Origin of the sequence: Pseudomonas sessilinigenes (genome assembly GCF_003850565.1) — a bacterium.
Lineage (GTDB): Bacteria > Pseudomonadota > Gammaproteobacteria > Pseudomonadales > Pseudomonadaceae > Aquipseudomonas > Aquipseudomonas sessilinigenes.
In genome coordinates this window covers 6,742,993-6,763,688 of the sequence record NZ_CP027706.1, presented here as the reverse complement: position 1 = coordinate 6,763,688, position 20,696 = coordinate 6,742,993, and the positions used below count along the sequence as shown (strand labels likewise).

Below are 20,696 nucleotides of genomic sequence, written 5' to 3'. Positions count from 1 at the left end.
AGTTTTTTCGTCATGCCAGTCTTCATATGATTATCCTTCATTTTCATTCAAATGAGATCTGGTATGAACGAGTGAGTATGTGATCCATAACCCCCACCTGCCCAACAGTGGGTAAAGAGTTTACTGTGCCATCTCTAGGCGAGCGGTTCCACGGTAGCGGTGTTTCGTAATCTGCTGCCGACGAGGCATTTGGTGGCCGATCAAGTACGTGGCGCTGCCACGTATAGGGCTCTTGGCTGCTGACCTTGGCGGTTTCAGCCAGGCTGTAGATCTTCGCACTGGCGCTGACGCCGTTGACGGTATAGCTGAACAGCCATACCTTCTTGCGTTGTACATGGGGCATGCACGTCAGTCGCTCGTCCGGCGGCAATTCCAAGACGCTATGACCGGCGTAATCGACGGTCATGAAGTAGCCATGATAACTTTTCAGCAGGCGCGGTGGCTCCTCATCCTGCGCACGGCTTGTATACTCAAGCCGCACGACTTTTCGATCGGCCAGTCCACTGGCTTTCAACCACACCCAGGACTGACTGCTCGGGCCTCTATTCGGTTCTTTCAATACTTGGACTCGGGTTTCATCGCAGTGAACACCGGACTTTCCAGCAGTTGTCATACATCAAATTAAGCAGCGGCTGGAAGTGTTCGCTGTACTGAATAGCCCAGCGGGCCAGTGTTTGCCGAGGGGGCTCGATACCGTGCCGGCTCGGCGCACTTTCGAAGCGGTGTAGCGGCAGACCATCGACGTATTTGGTTGGTAACAGCGTGTCCAATGCGCTCGGGCTGCCCATTCTCTTTTCCATTAGTTGCGCAGGTTTGCCAGTAGTTGCCAGCATCGCTTCGTAGTCCTGGCAACCGTAGATCTTGCGGACATGTTTAGTGACCTGGATCTGCATAGGTCCTATGTCCAGTTGCTGGCTGATCTCTTTGCCGATGGCATGTTTGCGACAATCGCAAGTACAGGTCAGTTCCTGTTCGTGCAGTTTATGGAAGACTTCGATGCGTGACGGATTGGCAGACAAGGGCTTGCGCTTACCATAGCGTGGTGTCGGTGCAACGACTTTCTCATCAGCGTCACGGCCTGAGGGCATGGGTTCGCCTTCAGGCTCATTGAACAAAGTCTGTTGCGGTATATTGGATTCAACGGTTTGCTTGGGCTTGCGCCCAAACAGGCGGTCACGCAATAGCTTGATCTGTTCTTTCAGGTCGAAGATGTGGGGCTGATAAACCTTGGCTGTTTCCTCCTGGCGATCGAGCGCCTCTAGCAGCAGTTGCTTGAGTGAAACGGGATCATCAGGAAGGTCGTGGGGTAGAGAAGTCATGGCCTGGATTATACCGAGTCACGCTACCTAGCGCGGCGTCAAAACTGGATGAGGGCGGTTATGTCAGAAGTCAAAACCGTCGAGCAGCCAGTTCAGTTCTTGGACGCTGAGGGTAATCGCCTCGTCCGCGGCGTTGGGCGATTATTAAACTGTTCGGATTCCAGATGCTTAGGCCAAAGGCAGAAGCCGTTGAGCTTCCAGTACAAAATCTTGACCTGATTGTGAGGTCTATTGAGGAAGACGAAAAGCACGGGGCGAACACCGCCATCTTGATGTCCAAGCGAGGTCGTTGATGGATTTTTTGAAAGTTCGCAGGCATAGACTTTTCGATTTTGGCGTCGAATCCCAGCATTGTTGGAGTGGCTCCAGAAAGAGATCGGGGAGACAGTATCGGGAATCAGCTTAGCGCTTTGAATGTGGGATTCTTGGAGTGCATACCTTGTACGGAGAGTCCTTAGGTAATCCAGCAAATACTCTTCAAATTCTTTGCAGATTGTGATTCGCCTATAGTTCGTGAAATCGACAGGTAGGTTTTCGTAAGGTGGCAAAATAATGGCGCGAATTTCGACAGTGGTATGCCGGCAACCCTTTGCGAAGGTAGGCTTTGATTTGGTCCAGTCTGATAGCCGAGTTCTAGGACTGGTATTAAGACAGGTGTGATCGGCTTGACTTTATGGAAGGGGTTTTGAATTTATCCACTGGGCAAAGGCATCAAGACTCGGTGGTTCGAGGGCGTTTCCCTTGACATGGCGAGCCTCGTGCTATCATGGATCGATGCTGTCAGGCATAATGGCCAAGCTTTTTTCTGGCACCCTACTGGTGGTGGCGTTAAGCATGGGTGTAAGTTGAACCTACGCTGAGGAGTGTACGGAGGGCTGCACATGGGTTTAAGTTGGGTACAAGTCAAGAAGCGGGGGGGGATGAATAGTGATTTGGTAAGTTTTTTTGAACTTATAGTTATACTTACGTTGGTGGGGGCACAGGTTTTTGACGTCTATGCTGTCATGGTGCGAGCCAAGGTTAATGTGGATGGCACTACTCAAGTTTTGGCAGTGGCAAATTGGATTCAATATTTAGCAAGAATCATGAATATGGTTTCAGTCTTTAGTATTTCCCTTTTGTTGGAAAGTAAGATTAGTACCATTGGTGTGCCCGCGATGTTTGGCTACTCCATGTGTTTGGGGTTAGTCATGATCTTGCTGGTGTGTAAATTTAGTTTTACCAGTCCAATACTTAGAGTTCTTCAATGCTTAGGTTTCACACAAGTTTTTGGAGAGCCAGGTAAAAAACCTTATTGGTGGCGAGTTGAGCTGGATTTTTTTTCTAGGCTTACTTGGTTTTCTGTGTTGGTAAGCTTATTTATTAATTTGGCAATTATTATGCCGTTTATGTTGAGTGTGAGGTATCCTGAGGTTCGGATGACGCTAGCGTATACTGGGCAGTTAATGAATTTTTGTGCTTCAATTATTATGTTTACATATGTTGATCGCGTTTTTTTTAAAGCGCTTGACTCTGGTAATGAGTTTTTGTGTGCAAGTAAGATTATTGCCGGGAAAGTAGTTGCACAGATATTGTTGGTTGTTGGGGTTTTATTGTTTTATTTCATAATGGGCAGTAGTCAGTGAATTTGGAAGATAGGGTAAGTGCTAGGCCAGAGGTGCGACCCTCGTCACCTAGATTCTTAACTGAAAATTGGTACGTCTACCTGAATGTGTTGTTCGTAGTAGGCCTTCTCATTGCCTACTATATTATGGGGGGGTGGGCGTTTCCAGATTACTCGAATTATGTAACTATTGTAAATAATGGTGGCTATTTATTCAGTAAAGATGAATATATGGCGGAGTGGATTTCTCGCCTGTTTTTGGGACATGGTCTACAGGTCTTTGATAGCGCTGATCGTGTTGTCGATGCTTTTGCTTTGTTTGTACAGATTTTTTATGTGGCATTTTGCTTTTACTTTGGCGCAAATAAGACGATGTTGTCTCGGCGTGGTTGGTTTTTCTTTACTGCGGCGCTGGGACCTTTATTGATTACTACGGCCCTTCGGGCATCCCCCGCTTATATATTGGTCGCTTATATCGCTGCTTCTGGTATGCGTTTCAATTTGAAATTTTTATTTTTGGCGCTTCTTGCGGTTTCTTTTCATGATTCGGCTCTTATCTTGGTTGTATTGTATTCTTTCAGTTGTCTGATCTCTCGGGTGTTCAAGGCTTTTAGCCCTATAGTTTATAAAATCACGTTGTGGTTTTCTTTTTGTTTGATTGTTTTTTCTCAGTTTATTACGCTTGCTTTGTTTTCTGTGGTCTCCAAATTAAACATAGGAATTCGCTCGGTTTATTTTTTGGAGTTGCCGCAGACATCAATTGTGAAAAAAGCATTTTTAATTTTTATTTGGGTTATCGCTTACACAACGATCCAGAATTCCAACGTACAGAGTCGCTCAAAAATATTCATTTGTGGCTCAGTAATGCTGACGGCCCTTTCGTTTTCGCTAAGTGAGGTAGTTGGCATCCGATTCGCATTGTATGTCTTGGGGGCGTGTCTGCTTGCCAAGGGTGCTTTTCTATTTAGTGGTGAGCATCGAAGCCGGTTTAGGCAGGTGGATGTGATGCTCGCAATTGCTTACTTTGCTCTGGTTTTTATGGACATTCTTCGAAATACGGGAGAAGCATGATGGCTAAAATTGCAGTGCTATTGGCGGCATACAATGGTGAATCATTCATTGTTTCTCAAGTCAATTCAATTTTGTTTCAGTTGGGAGTGGATGTTGATATTTATATTCGCGACGATGGCTCAACTGATTCGACAGTAAGTACTATTGAGCGTTTTTCGGAGTTGTCTAATGTATTTATACTTAAAGATTCCGAAAGCACTCGATCGGCAGCTGGCAATTTTTTTAGGATTCTTTCCCAGGTAGAACTTGGTTTTTATGACTATATTGCTTTTTCGGATCAAGATGATATTTGGGATCCTGAAAAGATGAGTCGAGCCGTCAGCAAAATGTCAGAAGGCGGTTTTGAAGGTTATAGTTCCGATTTAGTAGCCTATTCTAATTCCAAAGGGCAGGCGAGTTATCTGAAAAAGTCCTATCCCTCTAAAGAGTTTGACTATCTTTTTCAGGGGGCCTCGGCGGGTTGTACCTATGTAATGACCTCGAAGCTCGCCACAACTGTTGCACAGTCTATCGCTCATCTTCATAGCAGTGATTTCATAGGTCGCTCTCATGATTGGTTGGTATATGCTATCGCTCGAGCGCATAATATGCAGTGGTGTTACGATTATTATGCCCCAATCTTTTATAGACAACATTCTAGTAATGTATATGGTGCCATGACGACGCTGCAGGGTTTGTTGGCGAAAGTTAAACTTGTTCGTGATGGTTGGTACAGGTCTAACGTGTTGTGGATTGCTGAGTATTGTGGGGCGGGGGAGAAAGAAGCAAAAATTCTCGCATTGGTTAAGAACTATAGTTTTTTTGATCGATTGAAGTTGATGGCCCATTCTGGTTCGTTCAGGAGAAAAAAGTCTGAATGTCGTGTGCTGGGTGTGTTCTTCCTTTTGGGGTTGTTTTGATATTATGAAGCGACTGATTGATGTAGTATTTTCCGCGCTGGGTTTGCTTTTATTGTCTCCTTTAATGGTGATCACCTATCTACTGGTTCGATACTATCTGGGCGGACCCGTGCTATTCAGGCAGGTGAGGCCTGGTTTTCAAGGCAAGCCTTTCGAAATGCTGAAATTCAGGACGATGCTGGACGGAGTCGACGCCAACGGCGTCCAGCTGCCAGACTCGGAGCGCTTGACCAAATTTGGTCGTTTTTTGAGGTCCAGCAGCTTGGATGAACTGCCAGGCTTGATCAATGTCCTAAAAGGAGACATGAGCATTGTCGGGCCTCGACCCTTGCTGATGTCGTATCTGCCGCTATACAGTACGGAGCAGAATCGTAGGCATTTGGTTCGACCTGGAGTGACCGGGCTAGCTCAGGTCAGCGGTCGAAACTCGCTGTCCTGGGAGGAAAAATTCAGGTTGGATGTCTGGTATGTGGACAACCAGTCGTTAGTGTTGGACTTGAAGATTATTTTTTTGACTTTCAAAAAAGTGTTCTTGCGAGAGGGCATAAATCAAGAAGGTCAAGCAACTATGGAAGCCTTCAAGGGTTCCACCGATAATGCAATTGATAACGGGAAAAAGAAATGAGCGTCGATATTCTGAATTTGATCGCAGAAGCTAAAGAGGCTGACGAAGGAAGCGTTAAGGCGGGTGATCAGTTGGACTGGGACTCTATCGCTGTTGTAACTTTCATCGCCTTGCTATCAGAGCGTGATGTCTCTGTTTCTGCCGATCGCTTGAATAAGTGCGAAACGGTAGATGAAGTGGTCGCGCTCGTATCAGCTTGAGTTTTAACGGAAAATTAGCGTGTTGTATTGTGTCCATGCTGCTCAAGAATTTTAGGATTTTTGGGTGGCTTGGATTTTTTAATTTATGATATTTAAAGTTTCTATCGGTGCGTTGGTCATTAGTAAGAGTGCCATGCAGGAACTTAACGAGGGGAAGTATGCATAATAAATTGGACTCAACAAAAATACAGAGGGATTTAGTTGAGTCGTATTGGCACCCCTTGTGCTTTAGTTCGGACTTGCCAAATGACCGGGATTTTATACGTTTTGATGTTTTAGATTTTGAAGTCGTGATATTCAACGATAAAGGCAACTTGATCGCGTTTGATAACCGCTGTCCGCATCGAGGTAGCCGCTTTTTCGTGGAAGATAGTGGCAACCGAGGGATCGTTTGCAAGTATCACGGATGGAGTTTTTCGGCAGGACGTTTGAGAATACCTAATGTAGCCTCTTTCGTAGGTTGTGATATTGAACATGCTTCATTGAATCAGTTTCAACTGACTACCTGTGGTGAGCTTGTGTTTTTTGGTGTGAAGCCTATCACCTCTCTATGTGAGCAGATTGGAGCGGAAACATTTAAGGTTGTAGAGCGCTTAAGTAAGGATGTTCAAGGTTGTTCTGACTTTAATCGCTATGAGTTTGAATGTAACTGGAGCATTGCACTGGAGAACGCACTAGAGCCGTATCACATTCCTCTTATTCACCGTGACACGCTTGCAACATTAAAGCTGGGTGTTGGCGAGAATTTTTTTGAAGGCGAAAACTCCATTTGGTATTCGCCTGTCGAGGATGAAAAGGTGCGCCGTCGGCTTTCAGGCCTTGGAAAGTTTTTTCAGGTGACAGACCCCTATCAAGGCTACATGAGTATATTTCTTTTTCCATTTGCGATGATCTCATCGACTTATGGTTATTCATATTCAATGCAGAATTTTTTTCCTTCGCCTAGGGCTGACCGCACCTTCTTCACTAGCAGACTTTATCCCGCTCGTACATCAGAAGCACGTTACAGTGAAGTTTCAACGCTTTTCTCCAAGTCATCGGCTGAGCTGAATAGAAAGGTATTTGATGAGGATCACCAGATTTGCAAGAGAATACCTAGCGATTCGTGGTCAGTCATAGCGCCTAAATATTTGAGTTCGTTAGAGCAGAAGATTGTGCATTTTCGTCAGTCTTGTTCAAAGTGGATCAAGTAGCCTTTTTCATATTATTTCTTTAGAAAAATTAGACTCCAGGGCTGCCAGAGAGGATGGGTAAGATGTCAGAGCTAGAATTTAAGGACGTGCGAGTCATCAGAAACGTTCGTGTTGAAGGCATTGCCTGTTCGGTGCCGCAGAATGTATCGGAAGTGTCTGACCTCGCAACAAAATTCGGGGAGGAGACTATCCAGAAGATTATGACGAGTACTGGTGTTGTGCGCCGTCATGTTGTAGATCAGGAGTGCTCATCGGATCTTTGTGTTGCAGCTGCTGAACGTCTGATTGCGGATCTTGATATCGATCGCACATCTATTGATACCCTGATCTTTGTCTCTCAAACTCATGATCATACTCTTCCAGCAACAGCTTGTATTTTGCAGGATCGGTTGCAGCTTTCAACAAAAGTCGCAGCGTTTGATGTTGCTTTGGGCTGCTCTGGGTATGTGTATGGACTCTGGCTCGCATCCTCGTTGATCTCGGGGGGGGGCAGCCGCCGAGTGTTATTATTAGTGGGCGATACTATCAGCAAAATTGTTTCGGAGGATGATCGCTCGGTAGCTGCGCTATTTGGCGATGCTGGTTCTGCGACACTGCTTAAATATGATGAGGATGCGCAACCGATATCCTTTGTGCTGGGAACTGATGGAAAAGGTGCGAGCAATCTTATTGTCCCGGCAGGAGGCTTTCGTGATCGCACTGGGAAGACAAGTGAGGTCAATGAACCTGAGGTTCGGGGGCCGTTCGATCTGTACATGAATGGTGCGGAGATCTTTGCTTTCACGTTGGCACGAGTAGCACCGTTGGTGAAGGCGCTTCATGAGAGTCGTGCCGATAACGGTGCGGCCGTCGATCATTATGTTTTTCACCAAGCGAACAAATTCATGCTTGAGCATTTGGTTAAGCGTATGAAGCTACCCCGTGAAAAAGTGCTGCTTGATGTGGAAAATGTTGGGAATACTAGCTGTACCTCGATCCCGCTCGCGGTATCTCTGGCGGAGCTGCAGAAAGACAATAGAGTGACAGGTTTGATGATGCTTGCTGGCTTCGGTGTTGGTTACTCTTGGGCAGGCTGTATTATTGATTTTGATAAAGTATGGGTCAGCCCGATGACGATTACCGGTAATTCGAAGGAGCGAGTATGACTTACCCGAATCCATTCTCTCTTGAAGGGAAGCACATTCTTGTAACCGGTGCGTCTTCCGGTATTGGTCGTGAAGTTGCAGTTTGGTTAAGTTCGCAAGGCGCGCGTATTACTCTGGTGGCCAGAGATCAGCAGCGTTTGGAAGAAACACAGCGGCGTCTAATAGGTGAAAATCATTCTATTGCAGCGGTGGATTTTCTGACTACGGTGGATGTCTCCGCTTGGATGAAAAGCTTGGCAAAGCAGTCTGCTCCCTTTGATGGTCTTGTTCATGCTGCAGGTATTCAAGCGCCGATGCCCATCCGGGCTACCAGTTTGTCACACTGGGAAAAAGTCATGGCGACGAATGTCACGTCATCTTTTTCCTTGATCAAGGCCTTTCGTCAGAAAGGTGTCTGCCAGAGCTCTTCAAGTATTGTGCTGATTTCGTCAGTGATGGCTAAGGCGGGCGAGCCTGCACTCTTGGGTTACTGTGCGAGTAAGGGGGCCGTAGAGTCCATGGTCAGAGCAGCTTCTATCGAATTAGCACGTGAAGGTATCCGGGTTAATTGTGTTGCGCCTGGCGTCGTCAGGACGGAAATGGCAGATTCGCTCAAGGATTTGGTTGGTGCGGATTCGATGGAACTCATTGAGCGTAAACACCCGTTGGGTTTTGGTACACCGCTTGATGTAGCGTACGCGGTGAATTATTTGCTTTCGCCTGCGGCTCGTTGGGTAACCGGTACCTCGTTGGTGGTTGATGGTGGGTATCTGGCATGAGCATTCAGAAGTTTGTAATCGTAGGTGCAGGTGGTTTTGGCCGAGAGGTTCACGTTTGGCTCAGAGACTGGATTTCTCAAAGCGCACAACCTGATGAATATGAAATCATTGGGTTTCTTGATGACTCCTCGGCAGCACTAGAACGTTTTGAGGCAATGCCCCCGATTTTGTCATCGATTGATGGTTTCGAGCCTCAAGATGACATTCTTTTAGTGTGTGCTATCGCCAATCCGAAGATTAAAAAAACTGTGTCGGAGAAACTGCTAGCCAAGGGCGCCCGTTTTTTTTCATTGGTTCACCCAAGCGCGATAGTCGGGACTCGTGTAATGCTGGGTGAAGGGGTTGTGATTTGCCCCCACACTGTACTCTCGACGGACTTGATTATTGGTAATTTCGTGACAGTGAACTCTGCAACCACCGTTGGGCATGATACCTCTGTCGGTAGCTACAGCACGATCAGCGGACACTGTGATATCACGGGAGGTGTCCAGTTGTCCGAGGGAGTTTTCATGGGGTCGCATGCGGTCGTAGTTCCCAAAGTGGTAGTTGGCGAATATGCAGTTATTGGCGCATCATCCGTTGTTATTCGTAAGGTTGCGCCAGGAGTAACAGTCTTCGGTGTTCCTGCTAAACGGATTTCTGGGTAATAGATATGAAATTTGCAAAAATCACTGCAATTGAATATGAATTGCCTAGCCAATCATTGAGTAATGAAGCCTTGGCTCAGCAATTCCCTGAGTGGGATGTCGCGAAGATATTCGGTAAAACGGGTATCAAGGATCGTCGGATTGTTGCAGAGAATGAATGCGCCTCGGATCTTGCTTTCAAAGCCTGTGAAAAGATATTTGCATCTGGCGTCGTCGAACGTTCTGAGATCGACTGCCTGATATTATGTACGCAAAGTCCGGATTATGTTCTGCCCGCGACGGCATGTATTCTTCAGCATCGTTTGGGAATTTCCACTGCATGTGCGGCATTTGATTATAATCAAGGCTGTTCGGGTTTTATTTATGGTATGGGCCTTGCAAAAGGTCTGATAGAGACAGGCCAAGTCAAGAATGTTTTGCTTGTCACTGCGGAAACTTACAGCAAGTATATCAACGAAGGTGATAAAAGCGTTCGCACCCTATTCGGTGATGCTGCTGCTGCCACGCTAATTCAAGCTGCTAGTGAGCAGGTAGCTCTAGATCGATTCCGTTATGGCACGGACGGTTCTGGTGCGGAGAGTCTTATAGTACCTATAGGTGGCTCAAGATTTCCAGCCTCGCTCAATCCAGAACCAGAAGTTCGTAAGGATGGGAGCGGTAACGTCAGAACAGACGCTAACCTTTATATGGATGGTGCGGCAGTTCTCGAGTTTACCCTGAAGCGAGTTCCACAGTTATTCGATTCTCTATTTGACGAGAATTTTACGCTACAGGATGTTGATCATTTTGTCTTCCATCAAGCCAATAAATTTATGCTTGATACGTTGAATAGAAGACTCAAGCTCCCTGAGGAAAAGTTTGTTAGGGAGTTTGAGCATTGTGGAAACACAGTGTCTTCTACTGTACCTATTGCGTTAAAAGAGTCCTTGCTTAAAGGTAGTCTGAAAGAAGGTGATATGGTTGTCTGCGTTGGTTTTGGTGTAGGTCTTTCTTGGGCTGCATGCACTGTCCAATTTTGATCTTTATATTCTAATTATTTTAGAAATTACATTTAAGGATATTTCTCGTGCTGAATTCTCCATTCGCTCCTTGGCCGTCATTTACAAATGAAGAGGCTGACGCTGTCCGATCCGTGATTCTTTCGAATAAGGTTAACTATTGGACGGGAACAGAATGTCGAGAGTTTGAGAAAGAGTTTGCTGCGTTTGCTAATACCGAGTATGCCATTGCGTTGGCTAACGGTACGGTGGCGTTGGACCTTGCGCTAAAAGCTCTGAAGATCGGTGCCGGCGATGAGGTTATTGTAACCTCTCGTACGTTCCTCGCATCCGTTTCGAGCATCGTAAATGCAGGGGCTATACCGGTTTTTGCTGATGTTGATTGTGACTCGCAAAACATTACCGCGGACACCATTCGCCAAGTCTTGAGCCCTCGTACGAAAGCAATTATATGCGTTCATCTAGCAGGTTGGCCTTGTGATATGGACCCTATCATGTCTCTGGCGGAAAGCCATGATTTGAAGGTCATTGAAGATTGCGCTCAAGCTCATGGTGCACTTTACAAGGGACGTCCAGTAGGCTCCATTGGACATGTAGGTGCTTGGTCGTTCTGCCAGGACAAGATCATGACCACCGGAGGGGAGGGTGGTATGGTGACCACGAATGATCGCAGTCTCTGGGCCGACATGTGGGCTTACAAGGATCATGGAAAGAGCTGGGAGGCCGTTTATCAGCGCGAGCATGCTCCAGGTTTCCGGTGGTTGCATGAGAGCTTTGGTACCAACTGGCGGATGCTGGAGGTTCAAGCCGTTATCGGGCGTATACAGCTTCGCAAGATGATCGAATGGCAGTCTGTCCGCGAAGCCAATGCGCGGCGTATTTGGGATTGTGCCAGGTCGTTACCCGCTTTACGTGTTCCGGCTTTGCCACCAGAGGACCGCCATGCGGCGTATAAGTGCTATGTTTTTGTCCGTCCAGAGCTTCTGAAGGCGCAATGGTCCCGCGATCGGATTCTTGCAGAAATTTCTTCGCGAGGCGTTCCTGCTTTCTCAGGGTCTTGCTCTGAGGTTTATCTTGAAAAAGCATTTGATGACACCGGGTGGCGTCCGGATTCGCGTTTGGTAAATGCACAAATTCTCGGCGAAACTAGCTTGATGTTCTTGGTTCACCCCACATTGACTGAGGAACAGATCGATTTAACCTGCCGGGTGCTTGTCGAAGTGCTAAGCGAGGCTACTGCTTAGGTTTAAGTCTGTTGGTGCGCTCGAAATAACCTGCTGAATATGTACAAGTGATAATTGATAGGGTTTTGGGAGCGACGGAGATTGAAAGGATTTATGGGTAACGTTCGAATACATTTGTTAAACCTTTCGCGTCGCCAGAAACGCGTTCTACAGGTGGCTGTGGACATCTCCCTGGTCTGGGTCGCGTTGTGGATGGCCTTTGTCGTTCGCCTTGGCATTGATGAAATGATCAATCCAGTCAAAATGCATTTTTGGTTGTTCATTTGTGCCCCTATTGTTGCGATACCGCTGTTTATACGATTTGGTATGTACCGAGCGGTAACGAGATATTTTGGTAATGATGCTTTGATTACCATTATTAAAGCCGTCAGTCTCTCGTCATTGATTTTGGCATTCGTAGTGTATTGGTACAGTAACCACGAAAATGTCGTTCCGCGCTCCATCATTTTCAACTATTGGTGGTTGAGCTTGATCATGATTGGTGGCATGCGAGTTGCCATGCGGCAGTACTTTCTCGGTGACTGGTTTGCAACGATTAAACACGTCCCGTTCACCAATCGTGATGACGGACTTTCCAAAGTTGCCATTTACGGTGCGGGGGCTGCCGGTAATCAGTTGGTAGCCGCATTGAGAATGGGGCGAGTAATGCGACCTGTTGCTTTTATCGATGATGATAGCAGTATTGCGGATCGTATTATCTCGGGGTTACAGGTTTACAAACCGAAGCATATTCAGCAGATGATTGAAATGACCGGTGCGCAAGAGGTGCTGCTGGCTATTCCTTCGTCATCTCGAGGTCGCCGTCGCGAGATTCTTGGCCTGCTCGAGGGCTTTCCACTTCACGTTCGTAGTGTGCCAGGCTTTATGGATTTGGCTAGCGGTCGTGTAAAAGTCGATGATATTCAAGAGGTTGACATAGGCGATTTGCTCGGTCGAGATGCAGTTCCTGCACACCATGAGTTACTCGAGCGCTGTATCAAGGGCCGAAGTGTATTGGTTACCGGGGCCGGAGGCTCTATCGGGTCTGAACTGTGCCGGCAGATTCTAGAGTTACGCCCGACGGTACTCTTACTGTTCGAACATAGCGAGTTTAATCTTTATAGTATTTTGTCCGAGTTGGAGCAACGCGTTGGTAGGGAATCATTGCCGGTGCGCTTACTTCCCATTTTGGGCTCCGTTCGCGATCAGGATAAATTACTTGATGTCATGAAGATGTGGCATGTCAATACTGTTTATCATGCGGCAGCTTATAAGCATGTGCCGATGGTTGAACATAACATTGCTGAAGGTGTTCTGAACAACGTCATCGGCACGCTTAATACTGCCCAGGCGGCACTGCGGGCTGGTGTGCAGAACTTTGTATTGATTTCTACTGATAAAGCCGTGCGCCCAACCAATGTAATGGGCAGTACCAAACGACTGGCGGAGCTTACTCTGCAAGCACTCAGCCGAGAACTGGCTCCCATTCTATTTGATGATGAATCCAATGTTTCTTGTTTGAATAAAACGCGCTTTACAATGGTTCGTTTCGGTAATGTGCTCGGCTCGTCAGGTTCGGTTATTCCACTCTTCCATAAGCAGATCAAGTCTGGGGGGCCGTTAACTGTAACGCATCCCAAGATAACTCGTTACTTCATGACTATCCCAGAAGCTGCTCAACTGGTTATTCAAGCGGGTTCGATGGGGCTTGGAGGGGACGTCTTTGTCCTGGACATGGGGGAGCCGGTTAGAATTGTCGAGCTGGCAGAAAAAATGATCCATTTGTCTGGACTGAGTGTGCGCTCAGAGAAAAATCCTCATGGGGATATTGCTATAGAGTTTACCGGGCTGCGTCCCGGTGAAAAACTTTATGAGGAGTTATTGATCGGCGATAACGTTGCAGCAACTCTTCATCCTATGATTATGAGCGCTAATGAGGATTATATTTCATGGGATATCCTCAAGTTGAAGCTGGAGGATCTTCTGTCTGCGGTTGCTGATGATGATTATGATCGTGTGCGTCAATTATTACGTGACACGGTGAGCGGTTACTCTCCTGATGGAGAGATTGTTGATTGGATTCATCAACAACGTCGCCTTGAGCCTTGAGCTTGCTTTAACGTATGTGATCCATGTGCCACCTATCCAGCAGTGGTTTAAGAGTTTACCGTGGCATCTCTGGCGAGCAGTTCCACGGTAGCAGTGTTTTGTAATCTACTACTGTCGAGGTATTCGGTGGCCACTCAAGTACGTGGCGCAGCCACGTATAGGGCTCTTGGCCGCTGACCTTGGCGGTCTCAACCAGGTTGTAGATCTTCGTGTTGGCACTGGCGCGGTTGACGGTATCGCTGAACAGCCATGCCTTGTGTTCGATGAAAAACGGCTTGATCGCTCTTTCGGCCGCCTTGTTGTCGATGGGCAGGTAAACCGCATCGGTATAGCGCTCCACTCGGCTCCAGTTGCGCGCCAGATAATGCACAGCTTTACCTAGTGCACTGGTGTTTGATCCAGCCAGCTACTCAGTTGGGCCAGGATCGGCAGGCTCTTTTCCTGGCAGCCAATAAACCGCTGTTCATCGCTGACGTCCTTGAGTTCGCGCCTGATCTCGTACAGCTTGTTGATCATCGTCAGCGCGATATCGGCCTGTCCGGTTTCGCCCTTGGGCTGCACTTTTTGCGCGTCCGTGAACTGACGTTGTACATGGAGCATGTATGCCAGTCACTCAACGTCCAGCGGCAATTCCAAGACGTTATAACTAGCGTAATCGTCGGTCATGAAATAGCCACGGTAACTTTCAGCAGGCACGGTGGCTCCTCCTGCGCATGACTGGATGTGTAATCAAACCGCACGACTTTTCGATCCAGTAGGCCGCTGGCTAGCAGCCATTTCCAAGACTGACTGGTCGGGTCTCTATCTGGCTCTTTCGTATTTCGGGTGCTTAAACCAAAGGCAGAAGCCGTTGCGCTCCCAGTACAAAATCTTGACCCGGTTGTGGGGCTTGTTGAGGAAGATGAAGAGCACTGGTTTGAATACCACCACCTAGATATCCAAATGGTTGGACTGGCTCCAGAAAGAGAGCGGGAGGACAACATCGGGTCCCAGCTTAGCGAGTGCATTCAAATCTCTTGAGGTCGCCCCCAATGGTTGGGAGGACTTAAAGGGTCCTTAGTGCTCTCGCAGGTATACCCGCTGCGATTGAGTAGCGGGACGCCTTTCGTTACAACAGCATCGGCCCTTATCACAGAAGAGCCCTTACCTATTTTGATGCCTTTTAGAATCACTACGTTCTCTCCAATCCTTATATCATCTTCAATTATAACGAGTGCGAAGAATAGTGGTCGTTCATCAGGGCATTTTTAAAAATCTTCTTTTGTTATTTCACCATGGTCATGGACGGTGATATAGGTTTGGCTAGTAATTAAGGCGTTATTGTCTGTCGTTATGGAGTCGAGAGTAGCAGAGCTGTAGAGTGTTTTTTGTTATCGTAAACAATCAAGATGATCTGAAAGAATAAAGTGTCGAGTGCTTTGCCCCCATGCTAGGTTCTATAGCGTACTTCGTGTATGGCTTTACTCATTGTATTGGTTTTTAGCGTGCTGGCGAGGTGATACAAGGAATGAAAATCTTTAAAAGAGGCTAGGTTCTTCGGTTTTTATGCCTGTTTGTTTTTTAGGTTTTGGTGTTTTCTAGAGTGTCAATCTAAAGAGAGTGGAGCCTCCTGGGGGTGGCTTGTACTGATATATGTCGCTGGTGTTTTCATATCTCAAACTTGCAAGTTTAATATTTTGCAATGATGGTTTTTTGACTAACTCATGATATCGCCTAAATTTTAGGTGCAGCTTAGGAAGCTGCTTTCCAACAGATACCATGGAGTTTGTCTAATATGTATAAAACTGTATTTTCTTCCTTGATCGTCGCGTTCCTGGTCAGTATTTCTCTTTCCGCTGCTGCTGCACCTGGCAAGTCTGTTGACTCAATGTCGAGTGGTGAAGAGCTGACTCAAGCACAGCAATCCGCGAAGGTTAACCTTAACGCTGCTGACGTTGAGACCCTGAGCCGCGATCTATCTGGGATCGGTGCTGCGAAAGCCAAGGCGATCGTGGCCTACCGTGAAAGTAATGGCCCCTTCACGGCGGTGGATGAGTTATTGGAGGTAAAAGGCATAGGCAAGGCCTTGCTGGAGAAGAATCGCGACAGGCTGGTCATTCAGTAGCGTAGTGCCAGAATAGAAGGCCGATCATTGATCGGCCCTTCTACTCTCCGAAACCTGCGTTTTCAAACCGACACGCACTACTTCCAGGATGCGCGTCGCTAACGTCGGATTTTCCACACTTCTGGCCAGCACCAACGCGCCCACCAATGTCGACATCAACACTAAAGCCTCTCCAGCAACATTCTTGTTTCCCAAGGCGGTTTCGATCTGGCTCAACCGAGCTTCCAGCACCATATCCGTAGTCGGACTATGTTGTCCCCTTAATCCCAGCTCTGAAGACATGGTTGGCAATGGGCATCCTTGATCCGGTGATGTTCGGTGCCACTCCGACAAATAGCTGTCAATAAAGGCTTCCAGCGGTTGCTCCTGACTGAACAACAGCTCGCAATGCGCATCCAGTTCGGCGGCGGCGGCTTTGAGTGCTTTTTCCACCAGCTCATTCTTGGATTTGAAGTGCGCATAGAAGCCGCCATGCGTCAGGTTCAGCGCTTTCATCAATGGCTGTAAACCCGTTGCGCCAATGCCATCACGGCGGAACCTTTCCGAAGCTTCTTTGATAATGCGTTTATGGGTCTGGGACTTATGATCTGCTGAATAACGCATATGAGAAACCTCCACAACTAGGTCGCCATTTTAACCAAGGTTTGGCAGATCACACTCTACTTATAAGTCGTCTTTAGCTCCCGGTTACAGTTTTTTCACAACTTTCAGAGAACTCCGGGTTGCCAACAGTTGGCACGATAAGTGATTGCTGGTTATTCAACTATTGTTGAACAATCACGAGAGCTTCCCATGAGCAATGGTTTGTCCCTGGCGGATTACATCACGCTGGAGTTGCGTGCAGATATCATTGGTGGGCGCTTTCCACCCGGCATGCCGCTGCTCGAGAGTGAACTGGTCAGGACTTACAATGCTTCGCGTAACACCATTCGTGAGGCGTTGCATCGTCTAGGACAGGATGGCCTGGCGCTCTACATTCGTCATAAGGGCATGACCGTGCGGCGCTTGAACAGCGACGACGTGCGCGACCTGTTTCGAGTTCGCCGGACTCTTGAGCTGCAGGCGATTGCCAACGCCAGGCCGCTGCGCGAATACCAGTCCGATTATATGCTTGAGGCCCTCGAAGCCGCCGAGTTGGCCCGGGAGCGAGAGGATTGGCGCTCCGTCGGCACCCATGGCCTGCGTTTCCATCAGCATGTAGTGGGATTGCTGGATTCGCGCCTGCTGGATGAGTTCTTCACCAAAGTCGTCGCGCAATTGCGGCTGCTGTTCTTCAGCGCACCGGATGAAGCGCTGTTCCAGGCACCCTGGCTGGCGCGTGACCACCAAATTCATGAATGGCTGGCAGAGGGCGACAAACACTCTGCCGGCGAGGCCATGGAGTCGTATCTACACGACTCCGAGCGTTTGCTATTGAGCATGTTCAGCTAATCCATCCATCAGCAGGCAAGGAGCATACCGATGTACAAGGACTACCCGGCGGCTTATCAGGTCAGTAAAGGTTCGGCGCTACAGGTGGATACGGCTTTTTACGAGCGTATCCGCGATAACCAGGCACAACGCACGTTGATCGAGCAGTTCGAAGTACCCATCCGCACCGGTCGGGCCTGGAAGGTCCCGGCTGGTCACGTGTTCCGGGTAACTACCCCCGTGGGACCGCAGGTGGGGGACTTCAATGTCTGGAACGCCGATGACCCGCGGGAGCGCTTGTGGGCTGCGCGGACCCGACAATTACAGGGGGCACATGTCAGTACTCATGATCGGCTCTGGTCCAACCTGCCGTTCCTGCGCCCCCTGGTCACCATTACCGATGACAGCCTGGCACATTATGGCGTTGATGAGCATGGTGGGCGCCTGCACGATTTGCTGGGGACCCGCTGCGACCCTTATGTGAATCGAATGCTCACTGGCGAGGATTTTCACCACCACTGCCACTCGAATCTGACTCGGGCTGTCTTGCCTTACGGCCTCACCGAGTTCGATGTGCATGACGTATTGAATATCTTCCAGTGCACGGGCCTGAATCACGACGATCTGTATTTCATGAAGGCCTGCCCGGCGCAGAAGGGGGACTATCTGGAGTTCTTCGCCGAGATAGACTTGCTCTGCGCATTGTCGACGTGTCCGGGGGGCGACCTGTCATTACCCATGTGGGGGCCCGAGGCCCAGGACCCACTGAGTGTCTGCCGTCCGTTGGGCGTGGAGATCTACCGCCTGGCTCCGTCATTGCTCGATGGCTGGAGTCCGCCTGAGCGAGCAGCCTACAAAGGTTTGCACGGCTTGCAGATGGCCCAGGCCGATTGGGAGCGATAAACCGCGAACGGCCCCTTCACCTTGGGTGCAGGGGCCGGCAGGTTCAACGGTCACGGGCTTCCTTGGCATCCATCTCTGCGTTGCGCTCGGCCACGCGTCTGCGCTGCTCTTCGGTCAGCTCTACCTTGCTGGCGGTGTCACGCAGCAGCATCAAGCCGCCGACGATGGAGCCGATGGCAACCACCAGAATCAACCAGGCATACCAGGGCATAGGATTCTCCTTGAGGGGGCGTGCTCCAGGCACGTGGATTCGTGCTGGAGTCAGTCTATGGTGCTTTGAGTCAAAGCACTTTGCGTGGGTTCCATTGTATGCCTGATCGTTCTGCCGGGTAGCGTTCCCATGTGCCGCAGAGCGTGGCGTCTGTCAGTACATGCTCGTCGACGCCCAGTGAGCCGGAGGCAGATACAGCCCAGTTCCGGCCAGCCCCGCAAAATACCTGTCCGGTCGCTGCCTTGGGCCAGGCCATGCTTATAAAGCAGGCATATAGGGTGGTTAGCCAGGGCGAGCTCAAGAGAGGCGCCAGCGCTGCCGCCGGCATCACCCAGGCCTTGTGATGGCTCTGGTAAACGTCCTTGGGGTGAGTCTTTACGCTTTCTTTATGGGCCACCCATCCCGTCGCTCTCGTTCCTTTACAGGCAGCCTGCGGACAATGTCTGCATTCGCGGCAATCGCCGTACCTCGGAGACATTCCATGAACATTCTGGACGCGGTGTCGTTACTGCTTGCAGTGGGCCTGTTCGTTTACCTGCTGATTGCACTGTTGTGCGCGGATCGGAACTAGGAGCGACGGTGATGCACAGTTATGACTATTGGCTGATCCTCGCCTTCTTCGCGCTGGTGCTGGTGCCTGCGCCCTGGCTGGGACGCTTCTACTACAAAGTGATGGAAGGCCAGCGTACCTGGCTGACCCCGGTCCTGGGGCCGGTGGAACGTGTGTGCTACCGCATCGCCGGGGTCGATCCGCAACTGGAGCAGAGCTGGCAGAAGTACAGCCTGGCCTTGCTGGCGTTCAACCTCGCCGGGTTCGCCCTGTTGTTCTTCATCCTGCTGTTCCAGGACCACTTGCCCCTCAACCCGCAACACCTGCCGGGGCAGGAGTGGACCCTGGCTTTCAATACCGCGGTCAGCTTCATGACCAACACCAACTGGCAGGCCTACAGCGGCGAGGCATCCTTGAGCTACCTCAGCCAGATGGCCGGCCTGACCGTGCAGAACTTTGTCAGCGCGGCCACCGGCCTGGCGGTGCTGGTGGCCCTGTGCCGGGGTATTGGCCGACGCTCGGTACGCACCCTGGGCAACTTCTGGGCGGACATGACCCGTGCCACCCTCTACGGCCTGTTGCCGCTGTGCCTGCTGCTGGCCTTGCTGCTGGTCTGGCAGGGCGTGCCGCAGACGTTCGCTCACTATGTGGACGCCCTGACCGTGCAAGGTAACGACCAGATGATTCCCCTGGGGCCAGCGGCCAGCCAGATTGCCATCAAGCAACTGGGCACCAACGGCGGTGGCTTCTTCGGGGTCAACTCGGCGCATCCGTTCGAGAACCCCACGGCCTGGAGCAACCTGTTCGAACTGGCTTCGATCATCCTGATCCCGGTGGCGCTGGTCTTCACCTTTGGCCATTACGTCAAGGACATGCGCCAGAGCCGGGCCATCATCGCCTGCATGCTGGCGCTGTTCCTGATCGGCGGTGCCACCTCGCTGTGGGCCGAATACCAACCCAACCCGGCATTGGCCAATCCGGCCGTGGAGCAGGCAGCGCCGCTGGAGGGCAAGGAGATGCGCTTCGGCACCACGGCCACGGTGCTGTGGTCGGTGACCACCACTGCCGCCTCCAACGGTTCGGTCAACGGCATGCACGACAGCCTCAACCCGCTGAGCGGCATGGTGGCGCTGATCAACATGATGGTGGGCGAGGTAATCTTCGGCGGTGTCGGCGCCGGGCTCTACGGCATGCTGCTCAATGTGCTGATCGCGGTATTCCTGGCCGGCCTGATGATCGGGCGCACTCCTGAGTACCTGGGCAAGAAGCTCCAGGCCAGGGAAGTGCAACTGCTGGTACTGACCCTGATGGTCATGCCCATCGGCGTGCTGGTGCTGGGGGCGCTGGCCGCCAGCTTGCCAGGACCGGCCGGAGCCATCAGCAACCCTGGGCCCCACGGCTTCAGCCAACTGCTGTACGCCTACACCTCGGCCAGCGCCAACAATGGCTCGGCATTCGGTGGCTTCAGCGCCAACACCTCGTTTCATAACCTGATGCTGGGCCTGGGCATGCTGATCGGTCGCTTCGGCTACATCCTGCCGGTACTGGCCCTGGCTGGCAGCCTGGCCCTGAAGAAACCCGCGCCTGTAGGCCAGAACAGCTTTCCCACCCATGGCCCACTGTTCGTGGCCTTGCTGACCATGACCATCTTGCTGGTAGGTGGCCTGACGTTCCTGCCGACCCTGGCGCTGGGCCCCATCGCCGAACAACTGAGCATGGGCTTCTGAG

At 49.9% G+C, this 20,696-nt stretch carries 21 protein-coding genes and 2 pseudogenes; 17 read left to right on the top strand and 6 right to left on the bottom strand.

Going from position 1 to position 20,696, the window contains the following annotated elements:
- Positions 1-136: 136 nt before the first annotated feature.
- Positions 137-1,319: pseudogene (locus C4K39_RS30810) on the bottom strand (IS66 family transposase); the annotation flags it as partial.
- A 92-nt stretch (positions 1,320-1,411) separates the two neighbouring features.
- Positions 1,412-1,570, bottom strand: coding sequence for an IS66 family insertion sequence element accessory protein TnpB (gene tnpB, locus C4K39_RS32090; RefSeq protein ID WP_225926591.1), 159 nt, complete (start codon positions 1,568-1,570; stop codon positions 1,412-1,414).
- A gap of 630 nt (positions 1,571-2,200) precedes the next feature.
- Between tnpB (C4K39_RS32090) and C4K39_RS30800 the strand changes: the two genes are divergently transcribed.
- The 12 genes from C4K39_RS30800 (at position 2,201) to C4K39_RS30745 (ending at position 13,790) form a co-directional block, all read left to right on the top strand.
- The gene (locus C4K39_RS30800) at positions 2,201-2,944 is read left to right on the top strand and encodes a hypothetical protein (RefSeq protein WP_124348256.1); all 744 of its coding nucleotides are present in this window, start codon (positions 2,201-2,203) and stop codon (positions 2,942-2,944) included.
- 209 nt (positions 2,945-3,153) lie between these two features.
- Entirely contained in the window at positions 3,154-3,993 is an 840-nt protein-coding gene (locus tag C4K39_RS30795) for an EpsG family protein (RefSeq protein WP_124348255.1), read from the top strand.
- Positions 3,990-4,892, top strand: coding sequence for a glycosyltransferase (locus tag C4K39_RS30790; protein WP_124348254.1), 903 nt, complete (start codon positions 3,990-3,992; stop codon positions 4,890-4,892). The genes C4K39_RS30795 and C4K39_RS30790 overlap by 4 nt, the downstream gene beginning before the upstream one ends.
- 1 nt (position 4,893) lies before the next feature.
- Positions 4,894-5,517, top strand: a complete 624-nt coding sequence (locus tag C4K39_RS30785; RefSeq protein ID WP_280530851.1) for a sugar transferase — start codon at positions 4,894-4,896, stop codon at positions 5,515-5,517.
- Positions 5,514-5,717: a phosphopantetheine-binding protein gene (locus C4K39_RS30780; RefSeq protein ID WP_124348252.1), complete on the top strand. Its 204-nt coding sequence runs from the start codon at positions 5,514-5,516 to the stop codon at positions 5,715-5,717. Before C4K39_RS30785 ends, C4K39_RS30780 begins: the two co-directional genes overlap by 4 nt.
- Before the next feature lie 158 nt (positions 5,718-5,875).
- Positions 5,876-6,910 carry a Rieske 2Fe-2S domain-containing protein gene (locus tag C4K39_RS30775; protein WP_124348251.1) on the top strand — a complete coding sequence of 345 codons (1,035 nt, stop codon included), beginning with the start codon at positions 5,876-5,878 and terminating at the stop codon, positions 6,908-6,910.
- A 62-nt stretch (positions 6,911-6,972) separates the two neighbouring features.
- A complete protein-coding gene (locus C4K39_RS30770; protein ID WP_124348250.1) occupies positions 6,973-8,055 on the top strand; it encodes a 3-oxoacyl-ACP synthase III family protein in 1,083 nt (360 codons plus the stop codon).
- Entirely contained in the window at positions 8,052-8,813 is a 762-nt protein-coding gene (locus C4K39_RS30765) for an SDR family NAD(P)-dependent oxidoreductase (protein WP_124348249.1), read from the top strand. Before C4K39_RS30770 ends, C4K39_RS30765 begins: the two co-directional genes overlap by 4 nt.
- Complete coding sequence (locus C4K39_RS30760; protein ID WP_124348248.1) at positions 8,810-9,460, top strand: acetyltransferase; 651 nt, start codon at positions 8,810-8,812, stop codon at positions 9,458-9,460. Before C4K39_RS30765 ends, C4K39_RS30760 begins: the two co-directional genes overlap by 4 nt.
- A gap of 5 nt (positions 9,461-9,465) precedes the next feature.
- Positions 9,466-10,479, top strand: a complete 1,014-nt coding sequence (locus tag C4K39_RS30755) for a ketoacyl-ACP synthase III (RefSeq protein ID WP_124348247.1) — start codon at positions 9,466-9,468, stop codon at positions 10,477-10,479.
- A 47-nt stretch (positions 10,480-10,526) separates the two neighbouring features.
- The gene (locus tag C4K39_RS30750; RefSeq protein WP_124348246.1) at positions 10,527-11,702 is read left to right on the top strand and encodes a DegT/DnrJ/EryC1/StrS family aminotransferase; all 1,176 of its coding nucleotides are present in this window, start codon (positions 10,527-10,529) and stop codon (positions 11,700-11,702) included.
- 93 nt (positions 11,703-11,795) lie between these two features.
- Entirely contained in the window at positions 11,796-13,790 is a 1,995-nt protein-coding gene (locus C4K39_RS30745; protein WP_124348245.1) for a polysaccharide biosynthesis protein, read from the top strand.
- Positions 13,791-13,845: 55 nt separating this feature from the next.
- On the opposite strand, the pseudogene C4K39_RS30740 reads toward C4K39_RS30745, so the two are convergent.
- Both C4K39_RS30740 and tnpB (C4K39_RS31930) read right to left on the bottom strand, forming a co-directional pair.
- Positions 13,846-14,605 (bottom strand): annotated as a pseudogene (locus C4K39_RS30740) (IS66 family transposase); the annotation flags it as partial.
- Positions 14,592-14,702 carry an IS66 family insertion sequence element accessory protein TnpB gene (gene tnpB, locus C4K39_RS31930; RefSeq protein WP_244935463.1) on the bottom strand — a complete coding sequence of 37 codons (111 nt, stop codon included), beginning with the start codon at positions 14,700-14,702 and terminating at the stop codon, positions 14,592-14,594. The pseudogene C4K39_RS30740 and the gene tnpB (C4K39_RS31930), both read right to left, overlap by 14 nt.
- Positions 14,703-15,564: 862 nt before the next feature.
- Here tnpB (C4K39_RS31930) and C4K39_RS30730 point away from each other — a divergent pair.
- A complete protein-coding gene (locus C4K39_RS30730; RefSeq protein ID WP_124348244.1) occupies positions 15,565-15,894 on the top strand; it encodes a ComEA family DNA-binding protein in 330 nt (109 codons plus the stop codon).
- Between the two features lie 24 nt (positions 15,895-15,918).
- Here the strand turns inward: C4K39_RS30730 and C4K39_RS30725 are convergent, their stop codons facing one another.
- Positions 15,919-16,497: a TetR/AcrR family transcriptional regulator gene (locus tag C4K39_RS30725; protein ID WP_124348243.1), complete on the bottom strand. Its 579-nt coding sequence runs from the start codon at positions 16,495-16,497 to the stop codon at positions 15,919-15,921.
- A gap of 189 nt (positions 16,498-16,686) precedes the next feature.
- On the opposite strand from C4K39_RS30725, the gene C4K39_RS30720 reads away from it, so the two are divergent.
- On the top strand, positions 16,687-17,325 hold the full coding sequence (locus tag C4K39_RS30720) for a GntR family transcriptional regulator (protein ID WP_068581787.1): 639 nt from the start codon (positions 16,687-16,689) through the stop codon (positions 17,323-17,325).
- Positions 17,326-17,355: 30 nt separating this feature from the next.
- Positions 17,356-18,207 carry an urea carboxylase-associated family protein gene (locus C4K39_RS30715; RefSeq protein WP_068581784.1) on the top strand — a complete coding sequence of 284 codons (852 nt, stop codon included), beginning with the start codon at positions 17,356-17,358 and terminating at the stop codon, positions 18,205-18,207.
- 43 nt (positions 18,208-18,250) lie between these two features.
- Here the strand turns inward: C4K39_RS30715 and C4K39_RS30710 are convergent, their stop codons facing one another.
- Complete coding sequence (locus C4K39_RS30710; RefSeq protein ID WP_068581781.1) at positions 18,251-18,418, bottom strand: DUF2897 family protein; 168 nt, start codon at positions 18,416-18,418, stop codon at positions 18,251-18,253.
- A 481-nt stretch (positions 18,419-18,899) separates the two neighbouring features.
- Here C4K39_RS30710 and kdpF point away from each other — a divergent pair, with 481 nt between their 5' ends.
- A complete protein-coding gene (kdpF, locus tag C4K39_RS30705) occupies positions 18,900-18,989 on the top strand; it encodes a K(+)-transporting ATPase subunit F (RefSeq protein ID WP_058435663.1) in 90 nt (29 codons plus the stop codon).
- 11 nt (positions 18,990-19,000) lie between these two features.
- A complete protein-coding gene (kdpA, locus tag C4K39_RS30700; protein ID WP_124348242.1) occupies positions 19,001-20,695 on the top strand; it encodes a potassium-transporting ATPase subunit KdpA in 1,695 nt (564 codons plus the stop codon).
- Position 20,696 lies beyond the last annotated feature (1 nt).